Genomic DNA, 23,708 nt, shown 5'->3' with positions numbered 1-23,708 from the left:
GAGATGCGTTCCTTGGAAATCAATCCGTCTGGTGTGAAAGGGAGAATGTGGCCAGCAAGGCGCGCAGGTCGTCGGGCGGGCCGAAAGCGCCCGAACGGGAATAACAGGTCAAGCCATCCCACAGCCCACCAACCAGACGGGCACGACCCCAGCCCGCGCGCGGACTGGCGCTGGCTTGCAGGCTGCGCACATCGGCCGCCCGGCACAGGGCCAGCAAGGTATCGCCGCCCACCACCACCAGGATGGTCGGCCGGGGCCGTTTGCTGACAAGGGTCAGCATGTGCTGCCTTAACAGGGCCTGCGCCTCGGCAGGACACAAAGGCTGGGCCTCGGCCAGATCGAGCAGCTCGGTACCTGCCATGCGCGGTGGCAACTGACGCAACTGTTCCCGCAATACCGGATGACGGCTGGCAGTGAGCACCAGGGTCAAGCCCTGGGCCGGGGTGGGTGGCGCCGTCGTGGCCTCGCTGCCGGTGCCTGACGGTGTCGCGACGCCATCCTGCCGCGCCAGCGCCCAGGCCAGTCCGGCGCTGCCACACCACAGCCAGCGCTGCGCCTGCGGCTGGACCGCCAGGTCCGCGAGCTGGTCCAGGTCCTGGTCGCTCAGCACGTCGGGGATCACGACCTTGCCCGCATCCTGCAGACTGTCCTGCACCCGGATCGGCAGACGCGTGCCCAGGCCCACATCGGCCAAGGCCTGCACCAGCGTACCGGCGTGTTCGTGCGTGCGCGGGCCGTGGGGCTGGTGCGGTGGTGCCACCCAGTGGCGTCCCTGGGCCGTGAAACGCCCTTGCGCGGGAAAGGCCGGCGCGAACACCACGCCAGCAAAGCGCCCGCTGCGCATGAGCCAGGCGAGCTCGGTAAAAGTGTTGCCACGCAACAGGCTGTCGATTTTCTTGAAGGCGCTGCCGCTGGCGACCAGCCAGTCCAGACTGGGTGTCAGCAGGGCGGGCAGCTTGACGGGTGGCACATCGCGTGTGCCCGTGGCGACAATCTGCACAAGCTGTCCGGATTGACCGGGCTGGTCGAGAAAAACCGGTACATCACCCGCATTGGCCCATGCCGCGGCACTGTCGAGCGCACCGGTCAGATCGTCGGCCAGGATGTGCCAGGGTTTCATGCTGATGCGCAGACGCCATTAATTTTCAAGCGGCGCAGGAAACTGCATGTCGTAGCGTTGCGCACATTCGGTCAGCATCGGCGGGATGGTCGGATGCAGCACGATGCCATCGCGCCCCTGCGCCTTCATGCGCGAAAGCCCCCGGTCGCCAGGCAGGCGCACGGCATCAACGCCGGGCTGCGGCGGATTGCTTCTGCATGCCTGCCCAAGCCAATCGGTCTGGCGGAAAAAGTCTGCGGTACCGCCGAATGCCGCCGGATCATACAAAGACATGAACACCGTGGCGCCCCAGCCGTCAGGCGGATCCGCGCGACCGTGACCGGCGAGCCCACCGGTGAGCGCCTCGACCAACAAAGCCAGGCCAAAGCCCTTGTGCCCTGAGCTCAGGCCGCCCAGGGGCATGATGGTGCCGGGTGGATTCGTGGCGAGCACACCCGGGTCGCGACTTGGATGCCCCTCGGCATCCAGCATGCAGGCTTCGTCGAACTGCCGGCCCGCCTTGTGCAAGCGCGCACTCATGCCATTGGTCGTGATCGAGGAAGAAATGTCAATCAGGAACGGCGTGGTTGAAGTCGGGATGCCGGCGGCGATCGGGTTGGGGGTGAAGACAGCCCGCGTTCCGCCGTGGGGCGCCACGCTTTGCACGGCCGGGTCGGAACTCGCCAGCAGCAGCATGAAGCCGGCCTCGGTCGCGCGCAACAGGTAAGTGGCGAGACAAGCGATATGGTGACTACGCCGAATGACCAGTGTCGCGCTGCCGTACTGGCGGGCGCGCGGCACCAGCGCATCAATGCCATTGAGCACCAGCCACGGTCCGGGCAAACGCCGCCCGTCCCACAACAGGGAGGCGCCATGATCGGAAAGAACCTCGGGTGCGCCCGTGAGTGCCATGGTGCCTTTTTCGATTTCCTTGACGTAGGGTGCGAGCAAGGCCAGCCCATGCGTGTCGTGGCCCATCAGGTCGCCCTCGACCAGCGTCTGGGCGACCGCTTCGGCCAGCACGGCATCCATGCCCACTGTCTGCAGCAACTCAACAGCGAAGCGCGTCAACGCCGCGCTGGCATACCGATCCGTGGCGCCCATCAGCAGACCTCCTTCCCGCAGGTCACAGCCGCATGACGGCCCGACACATGGCATTGATGACGTTTTTCCATCACATACTCCTCATGTAAGCGGCGCGCTTGCAGCGCCATGATTGGGTTGTTTGACGCGGCCAGGGGCTGCGTTAAGGCATGTACTGCCCGCCGTTGACCTCGATGATCTGCCCGGTGACATAGCTGGACAGTTTTTCCGAGGCGAGGTACATGAATGCGCCGACGCATTCGTCGGCCGAACCGAGCCGGGCCATCGGAATCGTCAGGCGCATCGCTTCGAGTTGCGCGGGCGTGGAAAATTTGTCATGGAACGGCGTGGTGATCACGCCGGGGGAGACGGCATTGACACGAATCTGCTGGCTTGCGAGTTCCTTGGCGAGGCTCCTGGTTGCCGTGCTGACAAACCCTTTGGAACCTGCATACAGGCTCGCGCCCGGTCCACCGCCAGTGCGCGCGGCGATACTGGTCAGGTTGATGATGCTGCTGCCTCGTGCCATGTGCGGTACGGCGTATTGGGTGCACATCAACATCGAGCGGACGTTCAGATCCACGATGTCGTCGAAAATTTCATCGTTGATCTCGGTGATCGGCACGCGCTTGACCAAGGCACCAGCGTTGTTGATCAACAGGTCTATGCGCTGGAACCGCCTGACCGTTTCCGTGACGATCCGCGCGCACTCGGTGCTGCGGTGCAGATCGCCTTGAACCACCAGCGCCTCGCCGCCGGCTTTCTCAACTGCTTCGGCCACCGCCATCGCCGCATCCCTGGAACTGTTGTAATGCACTACCACCTTGCAGCCGAGTGCGCCGAAGGCTTTTGCGCAAGCCGCACCAATGCCGGTGGAGGCACCCGTGACCAGAACCACTTTAGCTTTCAAATCATCCATTCAGATAGACCTCTTTTATCTGCTTTTTGCGAAGCAGGCGCATGACAATGGGCATGCACCAAACAAGAAGGGTGAGTACACCCAGGGTGCCCGCGATGGGGCGGTTGAAAAAAGCGAGGATGTTGCCATCCGACTTGATCATCGAGCTGATGAAGTTTTCTTCCAGCATGCCACCCAGGACCACCCCCAGGATCGTGGGCGCGATCGGAAACCCGTTTTCTTCCATCAGGTAGGCCAGCAAGCCAAAGCCGAGCATGATGCCGACATCAAATGCGCTGTTGTTGATGGAGTAGGCGCCGACGATGCAAAACAGAAGAATCAGGGGCATCAGAATGTTGCGCGGTACGCCGAGAATCTTCTTGGCCAGCTTGATGGCGAGAAAACCAAGTGGCAGCATCAGCAAATTGGCAAACACAAAGACGATGAACACCGAGTACATGGCAACCGGATTGGTGACAAAAATCATCGGTCCCGGGTTCAGGTTTTTCATGTAGAGCACGCCGATGACAATGGCTGTAATGGAGTCCCCTGGGATGCCGAACACCAGCGCCGGAATCCACGCGCCCGCCAGCGACGAATTATTGGCCGCACTCGCTTCGACAATGCCCTCGACGTGACCGGTGCCGAATTTCTTCGGCTCCCTGGAGAATTTCTTGCTCATCGCATAGGCGATATAAGCGGCTATGTCTGCCCCGGCGCCAGGCAGCGCGCCCACCGTCGTGCCGAGGATGCTGCCGCGCAGAACGGATGCGGGGTACTTGACCATCAAACCCCACATGCCCGCGAACACATTGCCGATCTTGCCCTGCACGATTTTCAATTTTTGACTGGCGGTGATCGCGTACCGCAACACCTCCGACACGGCGAACATCCCCACCATGATTGGCACCAGCGAGAGGCCGCCGAGAAGGTCGCTGTTGCCAAAGGTGAAACGCGGAAAGCCGGCAGGATTGCCCATGCCGACGCAGGCGATCATCAAGCCCAGAAACAAGGACACAAAACCTTTAAGTGGACTGCTGGAGGCGATGAAAATGGCACAGGTCAGGCCGAGCAGAACGAGCCAGAAATACTCGAATGAGGAAAACTTGAGCGCCATTTCCGCAAGCACTGGGGCGGCCGTGATGAGCACGAAGGTGCCGAACAGACCCCCGATCACGGAAAACACCAGCCCTGCGCCCAAGGCAACTTCGGCCTGACCGTTCTTGGTCATTGCGTGGGCCTCGTCGGTATAGGCGGCCGAGGCGGGTGTACCTGGAATTCGCAAGAGGCAACCCGGTATGTCGCCGGAGAAGATGGCCATCGCGGTGGCGGTCACCATGGCCGCAATCGCGGGCACGGGTGGCATGAAGAAGGTGACAGGCACCAGCAGGGCGACCGCCATGGTGGCGCTCAAGCCGGGAACTGATCCGACAAACAGGCCATAAATGGCGGCCAGCAGGATGACACCCAGCACGTAGGGGTCAAACACCTGTCCGAAGGCGGCAAGGAGATGGGCGAGCATACGTTTGCCTTTGGCCTACCAGGCCACAGATTCAAGGATGCCCCACGGCAACGGCACCTTGAGGAGCTTGTAAAACAGGGTGTGAATGCAGAGCGAACCGACAATGGCAACGACAAGCGCCGTCCGGAGTCTGACCTGGAATACGAGAAAGAGCGTCATCAGCAAGATCACCGCTGTGGGGATGAACCCCAGATGCTCCGAGACCGCCACGTACAACACCAGAACCAGTGGAATCAACAGGAACCCGAGCGCAATGCGGCGCTGTCCCAACCAGTGCGGCAGGGTGATCCAGCCTTGGGTGCCGAGGGTCTTGATGCCGCGCAAGACAAGCATGACGGCGCAAATCATCAGGCCTGAAGCGATTAATTGCGGAAACATGTTGGGCCCGACATTCTGTCCGGGCAGCGGCGGGAAAGATCTCGCGTGAACGTAAATGGCGGCGCCAAAAGAACCAATCAGAAGGCCTGATAGAACGTCGTTGATTTTCATATGAGCTTCGATGAACCGGAGGGTACGATGAATTTCCCGCAAGAGCAGCAAAGGAAAACAAGGCAGTCGTCAACAGGCGCTTGTTCACGACTGCGAAGCGCAAGAGCAAGGCCGCTTGTCAAGCCGGCCGGGCCGCTTCCACTCTTGCTATCGGGCCATGCCAAGTGCACCCAGGATCCGCCCCATGTCGGCATCCCCTTTTTCCATGAATTTGCCGAAGCCGGCGGCATCAGCATAGGCCACGCCAAAGCCGCGCCCGGCCATGAAGTCCTGATACTCTTTGCTGCCGTTGACTTTCTTCAGCACGGCTTCCATTTTGGTCTGCACCTCTACAGGCAGGCCCTTGGGACCCGCAATGCCGCGCCATACGCCAATCGTCCAATCACTGCCAGTGGCGCTTTTAAGTGTGGGTACGTTGGGATAAAGGGCAGCCGGTGCATCAGCCATCACCGCCAGCGGGCGCGCTTTGCCGGCATCGATCAAAGAGCGTGCCTCAGGCAGCGCGGCAGTGACGATATCGACACCGCCCGCCGCCAGTTCCAGCATGGCGGGCGCTGCACCGTTGGAAGGCACCCATGGCACGGCACTGGCTTCAAGCTTCAAATCCTTCAGCATGCCGGCCAACGCCAGATGCCAAATGCCGCCCTGACCGGTGCCGGACGCTTTCAGCTTGCCGGGGTTCGCCCTGATGGCTTTCATCAAGTCGTCCATGTTTTTGTAGGGGGAAGTAACGCTCACCGTCACGGCAGCAGGATCGACATTCATCAATCCCAGCGGCGTGTAATTTTTAGGTGAAAGCTGTGTCAGGCCCTGATGATGCATCATCGAAATTTCGACGGTAATCATGCCAAGGGTGTAGCCATCGGGTTGCGCACCTGCAATGGCCTGATGGCCGACCACACCGTTGCCACCGGCACGGTTGACGACGTTGACAGGCTGGCCCAGCTCTTTCTCCAGCAGTGCACCGACGATGCGTGCGGTGGCGTCTGTGCCGCCACCTGCAGCCCAGGGCACGACCAATGTGATCGGCCGGTCCGGCCAGGCTGCATGCACCGCACCGAAAGTGCAGGCTATGGCCACTGCAGCGATGGATTTAAAGAGAGCTCTGAGTTTCATTTGTATTGCGCCTCATAATTTAAGTGGATTAGGGTTAGTCTCAATTGGCCGGGTGGTAAGGCCAATTGATAATTGCATGATTTGTCACATTGAGCATCCGGAGAAACCCTTACGAGCCTGGTGCCGACCGATTTTTAACCAAGGAAAAATCATGAGACTCAAAGGAAAAACAGCACTGGTGACCGCCGCGGGCCAGGGCATTGGCCGTGCCAGTGTGCTGGCGATGGCCGCCGAAGGCGCGCAGGTGCTGGCCACCGATATCAACACCCAGCTGCTGGAGGGTTATGCCGGCGTGGCCAATGTCACCACGGCCCGGCTCGACGTACTGGACAAGGCTGCCATTCAAGACCTGGTGGCGCACATCGCCCCGCTCGATGTACTGTTCAACTGCGCCGGGGTTGTCCACAACGGCAACATCCTCCAGGCCACGGATGACGACTGGGATTTCGCATTCAGGCTGAACGTGCGCGCTCAGTACTGGATGATCCAGGCGGCGCTGCCCCGGATGCTTGCCGCTGGCGGTGGCAGCATCATCAATATGGCCAGCGTCTGCAGCAGCCTCAAAGGGCTGCCCAACCGCTTCGCCTACGGCACCAGCAAGGCGGCCGTGGTGGGCCTGACCAAATCGGTTGCCGCCGATTTTGTCGGACAGGGTATTCGCTGCAACGCCATTGCACCAGGCACCGTGGATACCCCCTCGCTGGGCGAACGTATCAACAGCTACCCGGATCCGGTCGAAGCACGCAAGAATTTCATCGCACGCCAGCCCATGGGGCGCTTGGCCCAGGCCCATGAAATTGCACCTATCGTGGTGTACCTGGCCAGCGACGAATCAGTGTTTTCTACTGGCCAAGTGTTCTCGATCGACGGCGGCATGACCATCTGATGAGCGCGATCTGGCCAGTGGCAACCATGGATAGTTCAATCATCAACTGAAAGGAAAAAGACATGAAACTCGTTCGTTATGGCAATCCGGGCAAGGAAAAACCCGGACTCATCGATGCCGAGGGCAAGCTGCGCGACCTGAGCGCGGTGGTCAAGGATATAGGCCCCGAGCAGCTCGGTGACGCCGCACTGGACAAGCTGCGCAAACTCAAGACGGCGAATCTGCCACTGGTCAAGGGCTCGCCGCGGATGGGCAGTCCGGTTGCCGGCGTCGGCAAGTTCATTGCCATAGGCCTGAACTACGCCGACCATGCGGCCGAGTCCGGGTTGCCCATTCCGAAAGAGCCGATCGTGTTCATGAAAGCCACCACCTGCATCCAGGGGCCCAATGACCCGGTCATGTTGCCCAAGGGCTCCAAGAAAACCGACTGGGAAGTCGAGTTGGGCGTGGTGATTGGCACGAAAGCCCGTTACGTGTCACAAAAAGAGGCCCTGAGTTGTGTGGCGGGTTACTGCACGATCAACGATGTCAGTGAGCGCGAATATCAGATCGAGCGCGGCGGTACTTGGGACAAAGGCAAAGGCTGCGACACCTTTGGACCGCTCGGCCCATGGCTGGTGACGCGCGATGACGTGCCTAATCCGCAAAAACTCGACATGTGGCTGGACCTCAATGGCAAACGCATGCAAACCGGCTCGACCCGAACCATGATTTTCAGTGTGGCCAAGCTGGTCAGCTATGTGAGCCAATTCATGACCTTGATGCCCGGGGATGTGATCACCACAGGCACCCCACCCGGCGTGGGTCTTGGCATGAAACCACCGCTTTACCTGAAGAAGGGCGATGTGATGACCCTGGGTATTGAAGGCTTGGGCGAACAGCAGCAGTTGGTCGTGCCGTTCACCCGCTGAAGTTGTCGGTCGCGCTGGCACAACGCCCAGAGCGACCGCCGGACTCCGGTGCGGGACCCAATCTTGCTAGACTTCACCGGATGACCGACACAGACAAACCGCATTCCCCCATGATGGCCCAGTACCTGGGCCTCAAGGCAGACTACCCGGACACCCTGCTGTTTTACCGCATGGGTGATTTCTACGAACTGTTTTTTGCCGATGCCGAAAAAGCCGCGCGGCTGCTCAACATCACGCTGACGCAGCGCGGCCAGTCGGCGGGCGCGCCGGTGGTGATGGCCGGCGTGCCGTTTCACGCGGTGGAAACCTACCTGGCACGGCTCATCAAGCTGGGCGAGTCGGTGGCCATTTGCGAACAGGTCGGTGATGTCGCCACGGCCAAAGGCCCGGTCGAACGCAAGGTGGTGCGGGTGGTCACCCCCGGCACCCTGACCGACCTGGAACTGCTGGGCGACAAGACCGAGTCGATGCTGCTGGCGGTGCACCAGGGTGCGCGCAACCACTGCGGCCTGGCCTGGCTGAGCGTGACGCAAGGTGAGGTACAGCTGGCCGAATGCCCGCCCGATGAACTGGCCGACTGGGTGAGCAGAATCAGTCCGGGTGAGCTGATCTATAGCGCCGGTGCCACGCCCGCATTTGAAGCCCGGCTGCGCAACCTGCCCGTGGCGGGTCAGATCTCGATCTCGGTGCGTCCGGACTGGCAATTTGACGCCGGTCTGGGTCAGCGCAAGCTGCTGGACCACCTGCAAGCCGCCAGCCTGGCGCCCTGGCAGGCACAGGACCTGCTGCAGGCACAAGCCGCCGCCAGCGCGCTGCTGGCCTACGCCGAGCACACCCAGGGCCGTGCGCTCACCCACATCCACCGGGTGCGGGTGCAACGGGCGGGTGAACTCATCGACCTGCCGCAAAGCACCCGGCGCAACCTGGAACTGTTGCAAACCCTGCGCGGCGAAGACGCCCCAACCCTGTTTTCACTGCTCGACACCTGCATGACCGGCATGGGCAGCCGCCTGCTCAAAAGCTGGCTGACATCCATCCGGCGCGACCGCAGCGAGGCCCAGCAGCGCCTGAACGCCATCGCCGCCCTGCGCGACGGCCCGTGGTCCAAACTGCGCGAGCAACTCAAGGGCAGCACCGATGTGGAACGCATCACGGCCCGCATCGCGTTGCGCCAGGTGCGCCCGCGCGAGCTGGTCGGCCTGCAATTGACCCTGCAAAAAACATCACTGCTCACGCCGGTCCTGCAAGGGCTTGAGGCCTCCCTGACTGACATGGCCCACCGGCTGCAGCCCCCCAAGGGCTGCGCAGAATTGTTAAAACACGCCATCGCGCCCGAGCCCGCTGCACTGGTGCGCGACGGCGGTGTGATTGCCAGCGGTTTTGACGCGGAACTGGACGAGTTGCGCGCCATCCAGACCAATTGCGACAGTTTTCTTCTCGACCTGGAAACCCGCGAGAAAGCCCGCACCGGCATTGCCAATTTGCGCGTCCAGTTCAACCGGGTGCATGGTTTTTTCATTGAGGTGTCGCAAGGTCAGCTCGACAAGGTACCGGATGACTACCGCCGTCGCCAGACCCTGAAAAACGCCGAGCGTTTCATCACCCCCGAGCTCAAGGCCTTTGAAGACAAGGCACTGAGTGCCCAGGAGCGGGCGCTGGCGCGTGAAAAATGGCTGTATGAGCAACTGCTGGACCAGTTGCAGCCCTTTGTGCCGCCACTGACCGAGCTGGCTCGCGCGCTGGCCACGCTGGATGCCTTGTGCGCCCTCACCGAACGCAGCCTGACGCTGGACTGGTGCGCGCCGCAATTTGCCAGGGAACCCTGCCTGGACATCGAGGCCGGGCGCCACCCGGTGGTGCAGGCGCGACTTGCCGAAACCAGTGCCGGCGCCTTCATTGCCAACGACACGCACCTGGGCCCGAAACAGCGCATGCAGATCATCACCGGCCCCAACATGGGCGGCAAGTCCACTTACATGCGCCAGATCGCGGTCATCACCCTGCTGGCCAGCATGGGCAGTTATGTGCCGGCCAAACGCTGCCGGCTGGGACCGATCGACGCCATCCACACCCGTATTGGCGCGGCCGATGACCTGGCCAACGCCCAATCGACCTTCATGCTGGAAATGACCGAGGCCGCCCAAATCCTGCATGCCGCCACGCCCAACTCGCTGGTATTGATGGATGAGATTGGCCGCGGCACCAGCACCTTTGACGGTCTGGCCCTGGCCAGCGCCATTGCCACCCAGTTGCACGACAAAACCCAGGCTTACACCCTGTTTGCCACGCACTACTTCGAGTTGACCGAGTTTCCGGCCAACCACCATGGCGCCGTCAACGTGCATGTGAGCGCTGCCGAGTCGGGCCGCAACATCGTGTTCCTGCACGAAATCCAGCCGGGCCCGGCCAGCAAGAGTTACGGCATCCAGGTGGCACGCCTGGCCGGCATGCCTGCGGCGGTGCTGAACCAGGCGCGCCAGACCCTGGAAGCGCTGGAGGCGCAGGCGTCAACCCAGCAGGCCCAGATCGATTTGTTTGCGTTACCGGAGGTGGTCGAGGTGCTGTCCAACAGTGCGGTGGATATGGCCCTGGAAGCCATCAACCCCGACGATCTGAGCCCGCGCGAAGCACTGGAAGCGCTTTACCAACTCAAAAAAATGAGCCACGCAGCGCAACCAACCCCAGCACCGTCACGGGGCACCTAGCGCAATGAGGGTGCGCTTTCGCGTCAGGTTTCATCTGGCGCCAAGGGCTCCATGGTTTGCATTTGCCGCGCCAGCACAGCCAGTGTGGCCTCCGAGGCATCCTGCCCGGCAGCACTGCGGGCCAGGATGCGCTGACGCAATTGTCCAAGCGTCGCCTGTGGCGCCAGAATGCTGAAAGCGGCGCCCATCTGTTGCGCCAGTGCCCTGAAAGCATCACGGTCGGCACGTTTCAAAAAGGCCGCATCCACCACCACCGACCAACCGGCCTGCAACAGCAGGCCGGCCTGCTCGCGCAAGTGGGCGTAGGTGCGCGCATGGGCATCGGCAGCGTACAGGCCGGTGCCCACACCGGAGCCACTGGTGGCGCTACGCGCCAGCCCAAACAGGCGCTTGCGCTGCACATCGGAGCGCAGGCGCAGGGTGGCCGCCTGCGGGTCGGCCTGCAACAATGCGTCGGAGGCCACGGTTTTGCCACAACCCGACAAGCCATGGGTGATCACCAAACGCAACGGTGGTGGCACCAGCAGGCGCTCCGCCAGCGCCACATAGGTCTCGACCCCGCTCGCATCGCTGTGTGTTTGCGCCCAGCGCAGCGCCGCCACCTTGGCCCGCACCATGGCACGGTACACCGCGTAAAAACGCAACACACGCGCCGCTTCGTAATCGCCACTGCGGCTCAGGACTTCGTCGAGCAGCCAATCGGCCAGGCCCGGTTGCCCATGGGCCAGCAGGTCAATATAGGTAAAAGCAATTTCGCTGGCCACATCCATCCAGCGCAGGTCTTCGTTGAACTCGATGCAGTCAAACAGTTGTACCTGTCCCTGGATCAGCACCATGTTGGCCAGGTGCAGGTCACCATGGCACTCCCGCACCCGGCCCGCCTGCTGGCGCCCCTGCATCAGTGGCGCGAGTTGCTGGAATTGTGCCTGTGTCCAGTCGCGCAAGGCTGTCAGCCGGGTCTGCAGGCTCGGGTCGGGTACCACGCGCAACAGGTCGGTGAAGTTATCAAGCGCGGGTTGCAGGATGTGTTCGTCCGAGCCAAAACGTGAACCCGCCGGAGCCATAGCCGCCCCCTGATGGAACACCACCAGGGTATCAGCCAGCGCCGACAAATGCCGCGCCGCCAGTTCACCACGCGCGCAGACATGGTCGAGCCGGGCAGACTCTTCAAAACGGCGCATCTTGACGGCATATTCGATCGGTACACCCGAACCCTGCCACTGCGGGTCTTGCGGCGTATTGAAAATACCGACCACCTCCAGGTACAGGTCTGGTGCAAAACGGCGGTTCAGGCGCAACTCGTCCTGACAACAGCGTTGGCGCAAAGCCAGCGTGCTGAAATCCAGAAACGCAAGCTTGACCGGTTTTTTGATCTTGTAGGCAAAGTCTCCAGCCAGCAGTACCCAGGAAATATGGGTTTGCATCAGTTCAACCCGCACCACACCGCCCGGATAACGTGCCGAATCGCATAGGGCTTGAATCAAAGGCGGCAAGATGGGTTCCATGCACACCATGATGCCAGATTTAGCCTGAACTGGTAGAAACCAACCCCTGCCGGGGTGGCGTCTGAACGTAGAATCTATTTTTAATTTTTTGTTAACCCGCCGGGGTGCGCCTTGGCATTTTTGAGAAAGCCGCTTATGAAAAAACTTCTGCTTGCTGCTGCCATCAGCGCCCTGTGCGCCTCCGCCTTTGCCCAGGGCAAAGACCTCAAGGTGGCCATTGATGCCACGTACGAACCCTTTACCTTCAAGACTGCTGACGGCAAGCCCACCGGTTTTGACGTGGACATTGCCAGCGCCCTGTGCGAACAGCTCAAGCGTAAATGCGTTTTCGTTGAACAAGCCTGGGACGGCATGATTCCGGGTCTGATGGCGAAAAAATACGATGTCATCATCAGCTCGATGTCGATCACCGAAGAGCGTCTGAAACAAATCGACTTTACCGACAAGTACTACAACACCCCCAGCAAGATCGTGCTGAAGAAAGACATCAAGTTTGACGGCCCGGCTTCCCTCAAAGGTAAAAAAATCGGCGTCCTGAAGGCCAGCACGCAAGAGAAATACGCTCTGGGCGAACTCAAGACCAAGGGTGTCGAAGTGGTGTCGTATGACGCCCAAGACCAGGTTTATCTGGACATCAAGGCCGGCCGTCTGGACGGTACCGTGGCCGACATTCTTGAGGTTGAGGGTGGCTTCTTAAAGAAACCAGGTGGCGAAAACTACCAATTCGTGGGTCCTGACCTGGGCAGCTTTACCAAATACTTTGGCACGGGTGCCGGGGTGGCGCTGCGCAAGGGTCAAGGCGCACTCAAGAGCGAGATCAATGCCGCCATCAAGGCCATTCGAGCGAACGGCAAATACAAAGCCATCAACGACAAGTACTTCACGTTTGACGTATACGGCAAGTAATTCGTCATTGAACCGGTCGGCCTTTGGCGTTGTCGCAAGGGCCGACCCGCTGGCGTGCCACTGATCACCAAGATGCAGTCTTACCTCCTGGTTATTTTGCAAGGCTCCCTGCTCACGGTCGGGGTGTCGCTGGGCGCGCTGCTGGTCTCGATCATTCTGGGTTTGGCAGGCGCGGCCGCGAAACTGTCGGGGCGCCCGGTGCTGGTGGCTTTGGGCACGTTTTACACCACCATCATCCGCGGCATCCCTGACCTGGTGCTGATGCTTCTGGTGTTTTACGGCGGCACGATCGGCATCAACACCCTGCTTGAAAAGTTCGGCAGCGAGGCCACGGTGGATATCGAGCCCTTTGCCGCTGGCGTCATCACCATCGGCTTCATTTACGGTGCCTACATGACCGAGACCTTTCGCGGTGCCATCCTGAGCATTCCCCGGGGTCAGATGGAAGCCGCCTGGGCTTTTGGCATGGGCCGCACACAAACCTTCATGCGCATCACGTTGCCACAAATGGTGCGCTACGCTCTGCCAGGTTTTACCAACAACTGGCTGGTGCTGATCAAGTCGACCGCCTTGGTGAGCTTGATCGGCCTGCAGGAAATGACTTATCTGGCCAAGCAGGCCAGCGCTGCCACGCGCTCGCCCTTCGCCTTCTTTTTGTTCACCGGCGCACTGTTTCTGGTATACACCTCGATCAGTCTGTTCGCCCTGAAAAAGCTCAATGCCCGCTACAGCCTGGGCACCAAACGGATTCAACTCTAATGGAATGGGCCGTCATTTTTGAGCCAGACAACCTGGCGCTGTTTGGCAACGGCATCGTCATCACGCTGTGGCTGCTGTTTTCGTCACTGGCGGCGGGGGCCGTGCTGGCGCTCCTATTTGCGCTGATGCTCACCGGACCGTGGGCACCGCTGCGCTGGCTGGTCGGTGCCTACACTTTTGTGATTCGCGGCACGCCGCTGCTGATTCAGGTCTATCTGATTTATTACGGACTGGGGCAGCTTGAATGGATCCAGCAACGCTGGGACTCGGTGTGGCCCTGGACACATTTCAAGGAACCCTTCTTTTGCGCCCTGCTGGCCTTCAGCCTGAACACCGCCGGCTACACAGCCGAAATGCTGGCCGGTGCCATCCGCGAGACCTCTGCCGGCGAAATCGAGGCGGCGCACGCCTACGGCATGAGCCGCTTCCAGACCATGCTGCGGGTAGTGCTGCCCAGCGCCCTGCGCCGCACCCTGCCCGCCTACAGCAACGAGGTGGTGATGATGCTGCACAGCACCAGCCTGGCCAGCGCGGTACCCAATATACTCGACATCACGTCAGCGGCCAGCCGCATTTATGCCACCTACTATTTGCCGTTTGAGGCCTATCTGGCGGCCGCGGCCATTTACCTGGCGGCGTCGTTCTGCCTGATCGGCTTTTTCCGCTTCTCGGAAGGACGTCTGTTGGCTTATCTGTCTCCGCGCAAAGACTGATACAGGAATTGTTGACCCATGCAACGCATTGACCACCCGCTGCTCTCACCGAGCCTGGGCAGCCACAAGACCCTCACCAGCTTTCACTTCGGCAAGCCGGGCAGCAGTCCCAAAATTTACATCCAGGCCAGCCTGCACGCCGAAGAACTGCCCGGCATGCTGGTGGCGCACCACTTGCGTGCGCTGTTTGAAACGGCCGAGGCAGCCGGACAGGTCCAGGGTGAAATTGTGTTGGTACCGATCGCCAACCCGATCGGCCTGGCGCAACGGTTGGACCACAAACCCATGGGTCGCTTTGAGCTTGACACCTCGGAGAACTTCAACCGTCACTACCCCGATCTGGCGGCGGCCGTAGCGCCTGCGGTGATGAACCAGCTGGGTGACGACGCCAAAGACAACGTGCAAATGGTGCGGCGCGCCATGGCCGACTACCTCCGGCAATGGAAACCCGGCACCGAGTTGCAAAGCCTGCGCCGCACCCTGCTGCTGCTGGCACATGACGCCGATTTCATGCTCGACCTGCATTGCGACTGCGAAGGCGTGCTGCACTTCTACACCGAAGAAGCCTGCTGGCCCCACATCCAGGAACTGGCGCATTTTCTGGGCGCCGAGGCGATCTTGCTGGCCAAAAGTTCGGGCAACCGACCCATTGACGAATGCCTGTCAGGCGCCTGGTGGCAACTGGCCGAGCGCCTGCAAGCCAGCGGCTGTCAGGCGCCGCTGCCGCAAGGCTGCTGCAGCACCACCATTGAACTGCGCGGCGAGCTCGATGTGCGCCACGCCTGGGCTCAAGTTGATGCGCAGGCGATCGTGGGCTGGCTGCAGTTCATCAAGGTTCTGGCTTGCCGGCAAACACCGCTTGTACCAGCACCCAGATGCCCTGCCACGCCGCTGGCTGGCTCCGAAACCCTGTACGCCCCGACCCCGGGTCTGGTGGTGTTTGCGGCAGAAGTGGGCCAGATCCTGCAAGTGGGTGAGCTGGTGGCCGAAATCATTGACCCCATTGCCAACACCACACAGTGCGTGACCGCAGGCGTGGCCGGCGTGTTTTACGCCCGCATCCGTGACCGCTACATCACCACCGGCGGTGAACTTGGCAAGATTGCCGGCGCCAAGGCCTTTCGTAGTGGTGAACTGCTGGGTGCCTGATTGGCGCGCTGAACCAGCCATGAACGAATGCCGTCATTGAGATATGCGAATACAGCAACCCATGGATCGCCACGCTGTACCCGCGATGACAACCGAGAACCCTTGCCATGACCACCACACTCAAACTCCAGGTTGAAAACATCCACAAGCGCTTCGGCGCCAACGAGGTGCTCAAGGGCGTGTCGCTCACGGCCCATGCGGGTGATGTGATCAGCATCATTGGCAGCTCGGGTTCTGGTAAAAGCACGTTCTTGCGCTGCATCAACCTGCTCGAAAAACCGCACCAGGGCCGCATCAGCGTGGCCGGGGAAGAACTGCACCTGACAGCCGGCACCAACGGCGAGCTGCACGCCGCCAACCCCAAACAACTGGCGCGCCTGCGCACCAAGCTGGCCATGGTGTTCCAGCATTTCAACCTGTGGGCACACATGACGGTGTTGCAAAACATCATTGAAGCGCCGGTGCATGTGATGGGTGTACCGCGCGACCAGGCCATCGAGACAGCGCGCAAGTACCTCGCCAAAGTCGGCCTCGAAGGCAAGGAAGACGCCTACCCGGCCCACCTCAGCGGCGGCCAGCAGCAGCGCGTGGCCATTGCCCGGGCGCTGGCCATGGAGCCCGAGGTGATGCTGTTTGACGAACCTACCAGCGCGCTCGACCCCGAGCTGGTGTCCGAAGTGCTCAAGGTCATGAAAAACCTGGCGCTGGAAGGCCGCACCATGGTGGTGGTGACCCACGAAATGGGTTTTGCCCGCGAAGTCTCCAACCATTTGATCTTCTTGCACAAAGGCCAGATCGAAGAACAGGGCAACCCGACCCAGGTGCTGGGCAACCCGAAAAGCGTGCGGCTGGCGCAGTTTCTGTCGGGCAGCCTCAAATAGGATTCCCCTCTGAGCCAACAAGCATTGACCGTGTCGCGCCGCCAGTTGTTGGCCGCAGGCATGGGTTTGCCCTTATGGAGCGCGACGGCGCAAGCGTTGCCCCGGCAGCCACTGCAGTTCCCGCGTGACCTTGGCAGCCACCCCGACTTTGCGATTGAATGGTGGTACATCACCGGCCAACTGCAGGCGGAAAAACGCCAGTTTGGCTTTCAGCTGACGTTTTTCAGGTCGCGGGTACCAGCCACACAAGGCATGCGTTCGGCTTTTTCCGCAAAGCAGTTGATCTTTGCCCATGCCGCCGTGACCGACGTGACAAAGCAACGCCTGCTGCACGACCAGCGCATTGCCCGTGCCTCGGGCAACACCCAAATCGATTTGGCATCTGCCAGTGAAGTGGATACCAACGTGCAATTGGGCGACTGGTCACTGCGGCGCGATGGCAGCCGCTACCTGGCACAAGCCAACGGGTCTGACTTCTCGTTTCAGCTGAATCTGCGCGAGACCCAGCCCCTGCTGCTGCAAGGCGACCAGGGCTGGTCGCGCAAGGGCCCCGAGGCCAACCAGGCCAGTTATTACTACAGCTTGCCACAGTTACTGGTAAGCGGCCAACTCAGCCTGGGCGAACAAACCCTGCCAGTACATGGACAGGCCTGGCTGGACCACGAGTGGAGCAACTCGCTGATGCACCCGCAGGCGGTGGGCTGGGACTGGATCGGCATGAACCTGCTGGACGGCAGTGCGCTGACTGCCTTCAGGCTGCGCACCAAAGACGGCGGCACGCTGTGGGCGGGTGGCTCGCTGCGCACGGCGAACACAAGCAGCGCAGAAATATTTGGCGCAACCGAAGTGAGCTTCACACCGGAGCGCACCTGGAAAAGCCCGGCCAGCGGGGCCAGCTACCCGGTGCAGTGGTCGGTGCAGATCAGGCGCGCAGGGTCCGGCAAGACGACTCCTGTGCTTGCGCGCTACACCGTCAAGGCCGTGATCGACAACCAGGAACTCGACAGTCGCCAGTCCACCGGCGCCATTTACTGGGAAGGTCTGAGCGAGCTGCTGGACAGCCGTGGCGCATTGGTGGGGCGTGGCTATCTGGAGATGACGGGTTACGCGAGTCCGCTGCGGCTGTAGTCGTTTTGAATGACTACCCTCCCCAACGCTGAAACTCAAAATCGTCCTACAAGGCTGTTCCGCAGTCTTCAGCAATTGCGTTGAAGTTTGTTTTGATCTGCGCCCGCCATTTGACCTTGCCCCTGTTGGACGATAAAATCGGCATAGGGGGCAGCCATTATTGGCTGCGCCCCTGCCACACCACCCGGCATGCGGGTCCGCACCGGGCGGTTCGAGAGCTTGAGGTCAGGACAGCCTCGGCACTCCCAGCCTGTCAAAGTACGCAATGGTCAGCACTGTCTTGAGCAGGCGATCGCTGTTGCGCCACCAGCGACAGCTGTTAACCGCCACTTGTCGCGCCACGTTTTCCTTCGCTCCCAGCACTTTGAGCTCGCGGTAGATCGTCTGCGGCCGCTTCCAGTGCTTGAGCTGTATCGCCCGCAGGCGATGGCGCAACCACTCGTCCAGCCCTCGCCAGACTCTTGGCGTTTGCGCCAGCCCGAAGTACGACTTCCAGCCCAGCAGGTAGGGCCGCAGTTTCTCCACCACTTCGCTCATGCTGCGTCCACCCGAGCGCCTGGTGAGTTGCCTGATACGGGCCTTGAAGTTGTCCAGCGCCTTGCGGGCCACTGCACATTGGACTTCACGGCCCTGGGCCACCCACAGCGCATACCCCAGGAACTTGCGCCCGAAGGCGCTGCCCACCGCGCTCTTGGCTTCGTTGATCTGAAGTCTGAGCTTGGCATACAGCTTGCGCAGGTACGCCATCACCCGTTCACCAGCCTTGAGACTGCCCACATAGACGTTGCAGTCATCGGCGTAGCGCGCGAAGCTGTAGCCTCGCGCCTGCAGCGCCTTGTCGACCTCGTCGAGCAGCACGTTGGCCAGCAAAGGGCTCAGCGGTCCGCCTTGCGGCATGCCCAAGTGGCGTTCCATCACCACACCGCCATCCATGATCCCTGCGTTCAGGTACGCCCGGATCAGCCGGATCACTCCAGCATCCTCGATGCGCTTCTTGAGCCTGTCGATCAGGATGTCGTGGTTGGCCCGGTCGAAGAACTTCTCCAGGTCCACGTCCACCACCACGCGCTTGCCCGACTGCACGTACGCCCGCGCAGCCTTGACCGCGTCGTGCGCACGCCGGCCAGGCCGGAACCCGTGGCTGTGTTCACTGAAGGTGGGATCGATCAGGGGTTGCAGCACTTGCAGCAGTGCCTGCTGGATCAGCCGATCCAGCACCGTCGGGATGCCCAACTCGCGCTGGCTGCCGTCCGGTTTTGGAATCATGACCTTGCGCACCGGACTGGGCCGGTAGTGCCCCTGCAGCAGCGCCTGACGGATGTCGGACCAATGTTGGCGGATCACCTGGGCTGTCTGCTCGATGTCGAGACCGTCCACCCCGGCTGCGCCCTTGTTGGCCTTGACCCGTTTCCAGGCTGCTTGCAAATTCTGTCTCGTCAGCGCCACTTCCAGCAGACCACCAGTGCCCGCTTTCGGCATTGCCAACCCCGTGTCCGGGTGTTCACTCGGCGGGCCGCAGGCTTCGTCGCTGATGGGATCGCGCACGGCTTCACCGCACGCTTCACCCACCCGCCCGGGTTGCCCCGGCATCTGACGCATGGCCTTTGACATCCTCGTGTCCTCGGTCACTCACTCTCGTTCAGTCCTTCGCCGTCGCCTTCTGGCCTCCTCGGCCCCGGCTATGGCTACTACGACCTCGGCTGACTTCTCGCTCCGGCATGGCCGTCACCCTTTCAGGCACAAGGCGAGATCTCCCCAGGTAAGAACGCACACCTTCATCGCACTTGCCGCCGCATTTACGCCACCCAGCCTTGGTCACAAGAGCTTTGCGGTTGCTTGCCCACTCGCCCTGCCTGGCAGCGCCTTCTATGCGGTTCTTGTTCATCGGCTCACGATTTACGCTCCACGCTTCCTCCCCACGCTCGGTCGCCCTCGTGCAGTTGCGCTTCACTTTGCTCGCTGTGACCAGCTCGCAGCGGGACTTGCACCCGCAGGCGTGCGCCCATGCTGGGCGCACAAGAAAAAACCCCGTAAACACTGGGTCTACGGGGCTTTTTTTGGGTCTTATTGAATGGTATAAAACCCATTTCTGGCGGAAACGGAGGGATTCGAACCCTCGATGGGGCTCTACACCCCATACTCCCTTAGCAGGGGAGCACCTTCGGCCACTCGGTCACGTTTCCTGAAAATCAGAGCCGCGATTATGTCACGACTTCAGTGCTTTTTTCAGGCAGCGGCCTGATCCAGGCCAAAAGCTTTGTGCAGGGCGCGCACTGCGAGTTCCATGTATTTCTCGTCAATCACCACCGAGGTCTTGATTTCGCTGGTGGAAATCATCTGGATGTTGATGCCTTCTTCTGCGAGCACACGGAACATGGTGCTGGCCACGCCCACATGGCTGCGCATGCCGATGCCGACGATCGACACCTTGCAGATCTTGGTGTCGCCCACCACTTCTTGCGCACCGAGCTTGGGCACCACCACGTTTTTCAGCAAGTCCATGGTCTTGGCGTAGTCGCCATGGTTCACGGTAAAGCTGAAGTCGGTCTTGCCATCCTTGCTGATGTTCTGGATGATCATGTCGACTTCGATGTTGGCGTCGGCCACAGCGCCCAGAATCTGGTAGGCAATACCGGGCTTGTCGGGCACGCCCAGCACAGAAATTTTGGTCTCGTCGCGGGTAAACGCGATGCCTGAAACGATGGCTTGCTCCATGTTTTCGTCTTCCTCAAAAGTGATCAGAGTGCCAGATTTGGCTTCTTCATTGATATCGATGTCCCACGGCGTGAAGCTGGACAGCACACGCAGTTTGACCTTGTACTTGCCGGCAAATTCCACCGAACGGATCTGCAGCACCTTGGAGCCCATGGAGGCCATCTCCAGCATTTCTTCAAAGCTCACCGTTTGCAGGCGGCGCGCCTCGGGCACCACGCGCGGGTCGGTGGTGTAAACGCCATCGACATCGGTGTAGATCAGGCATTCGTCGGCTTTCATGGCAGCTGCCACGGCCACGGCCGAGGTGTCGGAGCCACCGCGACCCAGCGTGGTGATGTTGCCCTGTTCGTCCAGACCCTGAAAGCCGGTGACGATGACGACACGGCCGGCTTCCAGGTCGGCACGGACTTTTTGATCGTCAATCGATTCGATACGGGCCTTGGTGTAGGCGCTGTTGGTGCGAATGGGCACCTGCCAACCGGCGTAACTCACTGCCTCCAGGCCCTGGGCTTGCAGCGCAATGGCCAGCAAGGCGCTTGATGCCTGCTCGCCGGTGGCGGCCAGCATGTCGAGCTCACGGCTGTAGGCGTCGGTCAATGTGGACGGTGCCAGCTCTTTGGCCAAGGCCAGCAGGCGGTTGGTTTCGCCACTCATGGCGCTGGGCACCACCACCATCTGGTGGCCGGCGCGCGCCCATTTGGCAACGCGTTTGGCGACATTGCTGATGCGCTCGGTAGAGCCCATCGAGGTGCCGCCGTATTTATGAACAATCAGGGACATGAAGGGTTTTTAGAGGGTGATAAAGGTTAGGGATTGTACCAATCGAGGACTTTGCCTCGCCTGACACAAAAACCCTGTCCCACCTTCAGGTGCAACTGATGTCCCCGGGTGCGGCAAGCCGCAAGCTGTTCCAATAATTCTTCCAATTGAGCGCTTGTAGGCGTCGCTTGATGAACGCGCAACAGCCAGTGACGTAACAGATTGGCCAACCGGGGTTGGCTCAGGGCCTGCAATGCCTTGATTTCAGGCGGCACGCCGATGCGCGCCAAGTCTTCAACCGCCACCTCCTGCAACACGGCCTGTGCCTGTGCGGCATGCCGGCTGCTGCGGGCGAAAGTGTCGCGAAACTGCGGAAAACAGGCTTGCAACGCGGGCAATAGACGGGCCCGGATGCGGTTGCGGGTAAAGCGTTCATCGACATTGCTCGGGTCTTCAATGAAAGTCGCGCCCTGCACCTTGAGCCAGTCCCGAATCGCCGCACTGCTGACCTGCAGCAAGGGACGGCAATAGGTCAAGCCGCCACGCTGCCACTGCGCTGCCATGGCGCTCAGGCCCGGCAGGCCCGCACCCCGGCTCAGAGCCAATAGCAGGGTTTCAACCTGATCGTCGGCGTGCTGGGCAATGGCGATGGTTTGAATGGCGGATGGCCCGGCCTGTGCCAGCGCAGCAATGGCGTTGTAGCGGGCGTGGCGCGCCGCTGCTTCAGGGCTTTGCCCAGGGGCATGCCGTGCATCGACCTTTTGCACCAGCAACGGCACCTGCGCATCATCACAAAAGCGCCGGCAATGGCGTTCAAAGTCGTCACCCGCCGCCTGCAAACCGTGGTGCACATGCACGGCCATGACCTGCCCCGGCCATTGGCGCGCGCAGGCCAGCAACAAAGCCGTGGAATCTGCACCGCCGCTGTAAGCCACCGCCATAGGCAGCATTGGCTCAAACATGGCCATGGCCTGCTCAAAGGAGCGTGTCATGGCATGACAGCGGTTTATTTGCCCGTGTTTTTGGTGTCGGTGAAACGACCATAACTTTGCAGCCGTTCATAGCGCCGATCCAGCAAGTCTTTCACCTTGAGGTCACTGACCTGGCGGAAGGCGTCCGTCAAGGCACGCTTAAGGAACGCTGCCATTTGCTTGGGATCGCGGTGCGCGCCGCCAACCGGCTCATTGACGATTTTGTCGATCACGCCCAGCGCCTTGAGACGGTGCGCGGTAATGCCCAGCGCATCTGCCGCCTCCTGCGCCTTTTCCGAGGTTTTCCACAAAATGGAAGCGCAGCCCTCGGGGCTGATCACCGAATAGACGGAGTATTGCAACATCAGCACCTGGTCACCAATCGAGATCGCCAGCGCACCGCCCGAGCCACCCTCGCCAATGATGGTGGTAATGATGGGCACCTCAAGCTGCGCCATCTCGAAGATGTTGCGGCCAATGGCCTCGGACTGGCCGCGCTCTTCGGCATCAATGCCAGGATAGGCACCGGGCGTATCGACGAAGGTGAACACCGGCAGCTTGAACTTTTCAGCGGTTTTCATCAAGCGCAGGGCCTTGCGGTAGCCCTCGGGCTTGCACATGCCGAAGTTGCGGGAGGCGCGCTCGCGCGTGTCACGGCCTTTTTGCTGGCCAATCACCATGCACGGTGTGCCGTTGAAACGGGCCAAGCCGCCCACAATGCTGAGGTCATCGGCAAAGTGACGGTCACCATGCAACTCGACAAAATGGGTGAACAGTTCGTTCACATAGTCCATCGTGTAGGGTCGCTCGGCGTGGCGGGCAATCTTGGTGATTTGCCAGGGCGTCAAATCACTGTAGATATCCTTGGTGAGCTGCTGGCTCTTTTTGGCCAACTGGGTGATTTCAGCCGAAATATCGACCGCAGACTCAGTCTGCACATAGCGCAGCTCTTCAATCTTGTTTTCCAACTCGGCAATCGGGTTCTCGAAATCGAGGAAAGTTTTTTTAGCCACAACAGGCTCCTATTAAACGATTGGGGATCGAATGCTTGCACACGTCTTTATCGCCCAATATAGCAAGAATATCCGTCATTATGAGGAGCGCCAGGGACGTGGCAGTCCATGACTTCAGGGGCCATGGATTGCCACGCTTCGCTCGCAATGCCAGACATTTGTAAATTTTCAGAAACAATCTAGTAACTCACCGGTACCGGATCCAACGAGCGCCAAATATACCAAGTTGCCACGGTACGGTAAGGCGCCCAGGCCAGCGCCACCTCACGCGCATCGCTGCGACTCACCACTTCGCCTGAAAAATAGCTTTTGCTGATGCCATTGATCAGTCCGACATCGTCGAGCGGCAATACATTGGGGCGCATCAAATGAAAAATCAGGAACATCTCGGCGGTCCAGCGGCCAATGCCACGAATGGCCACCAGTTCGTCGATGATGGCCTCGTCGTCCATCGCCGTCCAATCCTCCACATGCACTTTGCCACTGTCAAAGTGCAGCGA

The 23,708-nt window shown here is 60.8% G+C and carries 20 protein-coding genes, 1 tRNA gene and 1 pseudogene; 9 read left to right on the top strand and 13 right to left on the bottom strand.

From position 1 onward, the window contains the following. Positions 1–19 precede the first annotated feature (19 nt). The 6 genes from NDJ10_RS14590 to NDJ10_RS14565 form a co-directional block, all read right to left on the bottom strand. Positions 20–1,120, bottom strand: coding sequence for a four-carbon acid sugar kinase family protein (locus tag NDJ10_RS14590; protein WP_296163600.1), 1,101 nt, complete (start codon positions 1,118–1,120; stop codon positions 20–22). 18 nt (positions 1,121–1,138) lie between these two features. Beyond that, entirely contained in the window at positions 1,139–2,203 is a 1,065-nt protein-coding gene (locus NDJ10_RS14585) for an Ldh family oxidoreductase (RefSeq protein ID WP_296163597.1), read from the bottom strand. A gap of 142 nt (positions 2,204–2,345) precedes the next feature. Further along, positions 2,346–3,101 carry an SDR family oxidoreductase gene (locus NDJ10_RS14580; protein WP_296163596.1) on the bottom strand — a complete coding sequence of 252 codons (756 nt, stop codon included), beginning with the start codon at positions 3,099–3,101 and terminating at the stop codon, positions 2,346–2,348. Next, positions 3,094–4,602: a tripartite tricarboxylate transporter permease gene (locus tag NDJ10_RS14575; RefSeq protein WP_296163594.1), complete on the bottom strand. Its 1,509-nt coding sequence runs from the start codon at positions 4,600–4,602 to the stop codon at positions 3,094–3,096. The genes NDJ10_RS14580 and NDJ10_RS14575 overlap by 8 nt, the downstream gene beginning before the upstream one ends. A 15-nt stretch (positions 4,603–4,617) precedes the next feature. Next, entirely contained in the window at positions 4,618–5,091 is a 474-nt protein-coding gene (locus tag NDJ10_RS14570) for a tripartite tricarboxylate transporter TctB family protein (protein WP_296163592.1), read from the bottom strand. 147 nt (positions 5,092–5,238) lie between these two features. Then, on the bottom strand, positions 5,239–6,207 hold the full coding sequence (locus tag NDJ10_RS14565) for a tripartite tricarboxylate transporter substrate binding protein (RefSeq protein WP_296163589.1): 969 nt from the start codon (positions 6,205–6,207) through the stop codon (positions 5,239–5,241). Between the two features lie 151 nt (positions 6,208–6,358). Between NDJ10_RS14565 and NDJ10_RS14560 the strand changes: the two genes are divergently transcribed. The 3 genes from NDJ10_RS14560 to mutS all read left to right on the top strand — a co-directional run bounded on the left by NDJ10_RS14560 (position 6,359) and on the right by mutS (position 10,709). After that, a complete protein-coding gene (locus tag NDJ10_RS14560; protein WP_296163588.1) occupies positions 6,359–7,093 on the top strand; it encodes an SDR family oxidoreductase in 735 nt (244 codons plus the stop codon). 62 nt (positions 7,094–7,155) lie between these two features. After that, positions 7,156–8,004, top strand: a complete 849-nt coding sequence (locus NDJ10_RS14555) for a fumarylacetoacetate hydrolase family protein (RefSeq protein WP_296163585.1) — start codon at positions 7,156–7,158, stop codon at positions 8,002–8,004. A gap of 80 nt (positions 8,005–8,084) precedes the next feature. After that, the gene (gene mutS, locus NDJ10_RS14550) at positions 8,085–10,709 is read left to right on the top strand and encodes a DNA mismatch repair protein MutS (RefSeq protein WP_296163582.1); all 2,625 of its coding nucleotides are present in this window, start codon (positions 8,085–8,087) and stop codon (positions 10,707–10,709) included. A 23-nt stretch (positions 10,710–10,732) separates the two neighbouring features. Here the strand turns inward: mutS and NDJ10_RS14545 are convergent, their stop codons facing one another. After that, positions 10,733–12,202 (bottom strand): bifunctional aminoglycoside phosphotransferase/ATP-binding protein, encoded by a 1,470-nt coding sequence (locus tag NDJ10_RS14545; protein ID WP_296163581.1) that lies wholly within the window; start codon positions 12,200–12,202, stop codon positions 10,733–10,735. Between the two features lie 147 nt (positions 12,203–12,349). On the opposite strand from NDJ10_RS14545, the gene NDJ10_RS14540 reads away from it, so the two are divergent. The 6 genes from NDJ10_RS14540 to NDJ10_RS14515 all read left to right on the top strand — a co-directional run bounded on the left by NDJ10_RS14540 (position 12,350) and on the right by NDJ10_RS14515 (position 17,750). Next, entirely contained in the window at positions 12,350–13,120 is a 771-nt protein-coding gene (locus NDJ10_RS14540; RefSeq protein ID WP_296163579.1) for a transporter substrate-binding domain-containing protein, read from the top strand. A gap of 72 nt (positions 13,121–13,192) precedes the next feature. Further along, a complete protein-coding gene (locus NDJ10_RS14535) occupies positions 13,193–13,879 on the top strand; it encodes an ABC transporter permease (protein ID WP_296163625.1) in 687 nt (228 codons plus the stop codon). Continuing rightward, on the top strand, positions 13,879–14,592 hold the full coding sequence (locus NDJ10_RS14530; protein ID WP_296163577.1) for an ABC transporter permease subunit: 714 nt from the start codon (positions 13,879–13,881) through the stop codon (positions 14,590–14,592). Before NDJ10_RS14535 ends, NDJ10_RS14530 begins: the two co-directional genes overlap by 1 nt. 18 nt (positions 14,593–14,610) lie before the next feature. Then, positions 14,611–15,741, top strand: a complete 1,131-nt coding sequence (locus NDJ10_RS14525) for a succinylglutamate desuccinylase/aspartoacylase family protein (RefSeq protein WP_296163575.1) — start codon at positions 14,611–14,613, stop codon at positions 15,739–15,741. Positions 15,742–15,848: 107 nt separating this feature from the next. After that, positions 15,849–16,622 carry an ATP-binding cassette domain-containing protein gene (locus tag NDJ10_RS14520; RefSeq protein WP_296163573.1) on the top strand — a complete coding sequence of 258 codons (774 nt, stop codon included), beginning with the start codon at positions 15,849–15,851 and terminating at the stop codon, positions 16,620–16,622. A 60-nt stretch (positions 16,623–16,682) separates the two neighbouring features. Further along, positions 16,683–17,750: a carotenoid 1,2-hydratase gene (locus NDJ10_RS14515; RefSeq protein WP_296163621.1), complete on the top strand. Its 1,068-nt coding sequence runs from the start codon at positions 16,683–16,685 to the stop codon at positions 17,748–17,750. A gap of 225 nt (positions 17,751–17,975) precedes the next feature. Here the strand turns inward: NDJ10_RS14515 and ltrA are convergent, their stop codons facing one another. The 6 genes and pseudogenes from ltrA to NDJ10_RS14485 all read right to left on the bottom strand — a co-directional run. Continuing rightward, positions 17,976–19,361 (bottom strand): group II intron reverse transcriptase/maturase, encoded by a 1,386-nt coding sequence (ltrA, locus tag NDJ10_RS14510; protein WP_296163571.1) that lies wholly within the window; start codon positions 19,359–19,361, stop codon positions 17,976–17,978. Positions 19,362–19,840: 479 nt separating this feature from the next. After that, positions 19,841–19,933: transfer RNA gene (locus NDJ10_RS14505), tRNA-Ser, on the bottom strand. 43 nt (positions 19,934–19,976) lie between these two features. Then, entirely contained in the window at positions 19,977–21,245 is a 1,269-nt protein-coding gene (locus NDJ10_RS14500; RefSeq protein WP_296163569.1) for an aspartate kinase, read from the bottom strand. Positions 21,246–21,271: 26 nt separating this feature from the next. Continuing rightward, positions 21,272–22,216, bottom strand: a complete 945-nt coding sequence (gene tilS, locus NDJ10_RS14495) for a tRNA lysidine(34) synthetase TilS (protein WP_296163566.1) — start codon at positions 22,214–22,216, stop codon at positions 21,272–21,274. Between the two features lie 14 nt (positions 22,217–22,230). Next, entirely contained in the window at positions 22,231–23,208 is a 978-nt protein-coding gene (locus NDJ10_RS14490; protein ID WP_296163565.1) for an acetyl-CoA carboxylase carboxyltransferase subunit alpha, read from the bottom strand. 179 nt (positions 23,209–23,387) lie between these two features. Next, a pseudogene (locus NDJ10_RS14485) lies at positions 23,388–23,708 on the bottom strand (DNA-3-methyladenine glycosylase 2 family protein); the annotation flags it as partial.

Origin of the sequence: Rhodoferax sp., assembly GCF_023700745.1 — a bacterium.
Lineage (GTDB): Bacteria > Pseudomonadota > Gammaproteobacteria > Burkholderiales > Burkholderiaceae_C > Rhodoferax.
This window is presented reverse-complemented; position numbering and strand designations above follow the sequence as displayed.

Coding starts and splice junctions, on each gene's coding strand:
- NDJ10_RS14570 (WP_296163592.1), bottom strand. CDS start 5,091: ATGAAAATCAACGACGTTCTATCAGGCCTTCTGATTGGTTCTTTTGGC.
- NDJ10_RS14520 (WP_296163573.1), top strand. CDS start 15,849: ATGACCACCACACTCAAACTCCAGGTTGAAAACATCCACAAGCGCTTC.
- NDJ10_RS14525 (WP_296163575.1), top strand. CDS start 14,611: ATGCAACGCATTGACCACCCGCTGCTCTCACCGAGCCTGGGCAGCCAC.
- NDJ10_RS14590 (WP_296163600.1), bottom strand. CDS start 1,120: ATGAAACCCTGGCACATCCTGGCCGACGATCTGACCGGTGCGCTCGAC.
- NDJ10_RS14555 (WP_296163585.1), top strand. CDS start 7,156: ATGAAACTCGTTCGTTATGGCAATCCGGGCAAGGAAAAACCCGGACTC.
- NDJ10_RS14560 (WP_296163588.1), top strand. CDS start 6,359: ATGAGACTCAAAGGAAAAACAGCACTGGTGACCGCCGCGGGCCAGGGC.
- NDJ10_RS14565 (WP_296163589.1), bottom strand. CDS start 6,207: ATGAAACTCAGAGCTCTCTTTAAATCCATCGCTGCAGTGGCCATAGCC.
- NDJ10_RS14575 (WP_296163594.1), bottom strand. CDS start 4,602: ATGCTCGCCCATCTCCTTGCCGCCTTCGGACAGGTGTTTGACCCCTAC.
- NDJ10_RS14585 (WP_296163597.1), bottom strand. CDS start 2,203: ATGGGCGCCACGGATCGGTATGCCAGCGCGGCGTTGACGCGCTTCGCT.
- NDJ10_RS14530 (WP_296163577.1), top strand. CDS start 13,879: ATGGAATGGGCCGTCATTTTTGAGCCAGACAACCTGGCGCTGTTTGGC.
- tilS (WP_296163566.1), bottom strand. CDS start 22,216: ATGACACGCTCCTTTGAGCAGGCCATGGCCATGTTTGAGCCAATGCTG.
- NDJ10_RS14580 (WP_296163596.1), bottom strand. CDS start 3,101: ATGGATGATTTGAAAGCTAAAGTGGTTCTGGTCACGGGTGCCTCCACC.
- NDJ10_RS14535 (WP_296163625.1), top strand. CDS start 13,193: ATGCAGTCTTACCTCCTGGTTATTTTGCAAGGCTCCCTGCTCACGGTC.
- NDJ10_RS14500 (WP_296163569.1), bottom strand. CDS start 21,245: ATGTCCCTGATTGTTCATAAATACGGCGGCACCTCGATGGGCTCTACC.
- mutS (WP_296163582.1), top strand. CDS start 8,085: ATGACCGACACAGACAAACCGCATTCCCCCATGATGGCCCAGTACCTG.
- ltrA (WP_296163571.1), bottom strand. CDS start 19,361: ATGTCAAAGGCCATGCGTCAGATGCCGGGGCAACCCGGGCGGGTGGGT.
- NDJ10_RS14515 (WP_296163621.1), top strand. CDS start 16,683: ATGGGTTTGCCCTTATGGAGCGCGACGGCGCAAGCGTTGCCCCGGCAG.
- NDJ10_RS14540 (WP_296163579.1), top strand. CDS start 12,350: ATGAAAAAACTTCTGCTTGCTGCTGCCATCAGCGCCCTGTGCGCCTCC.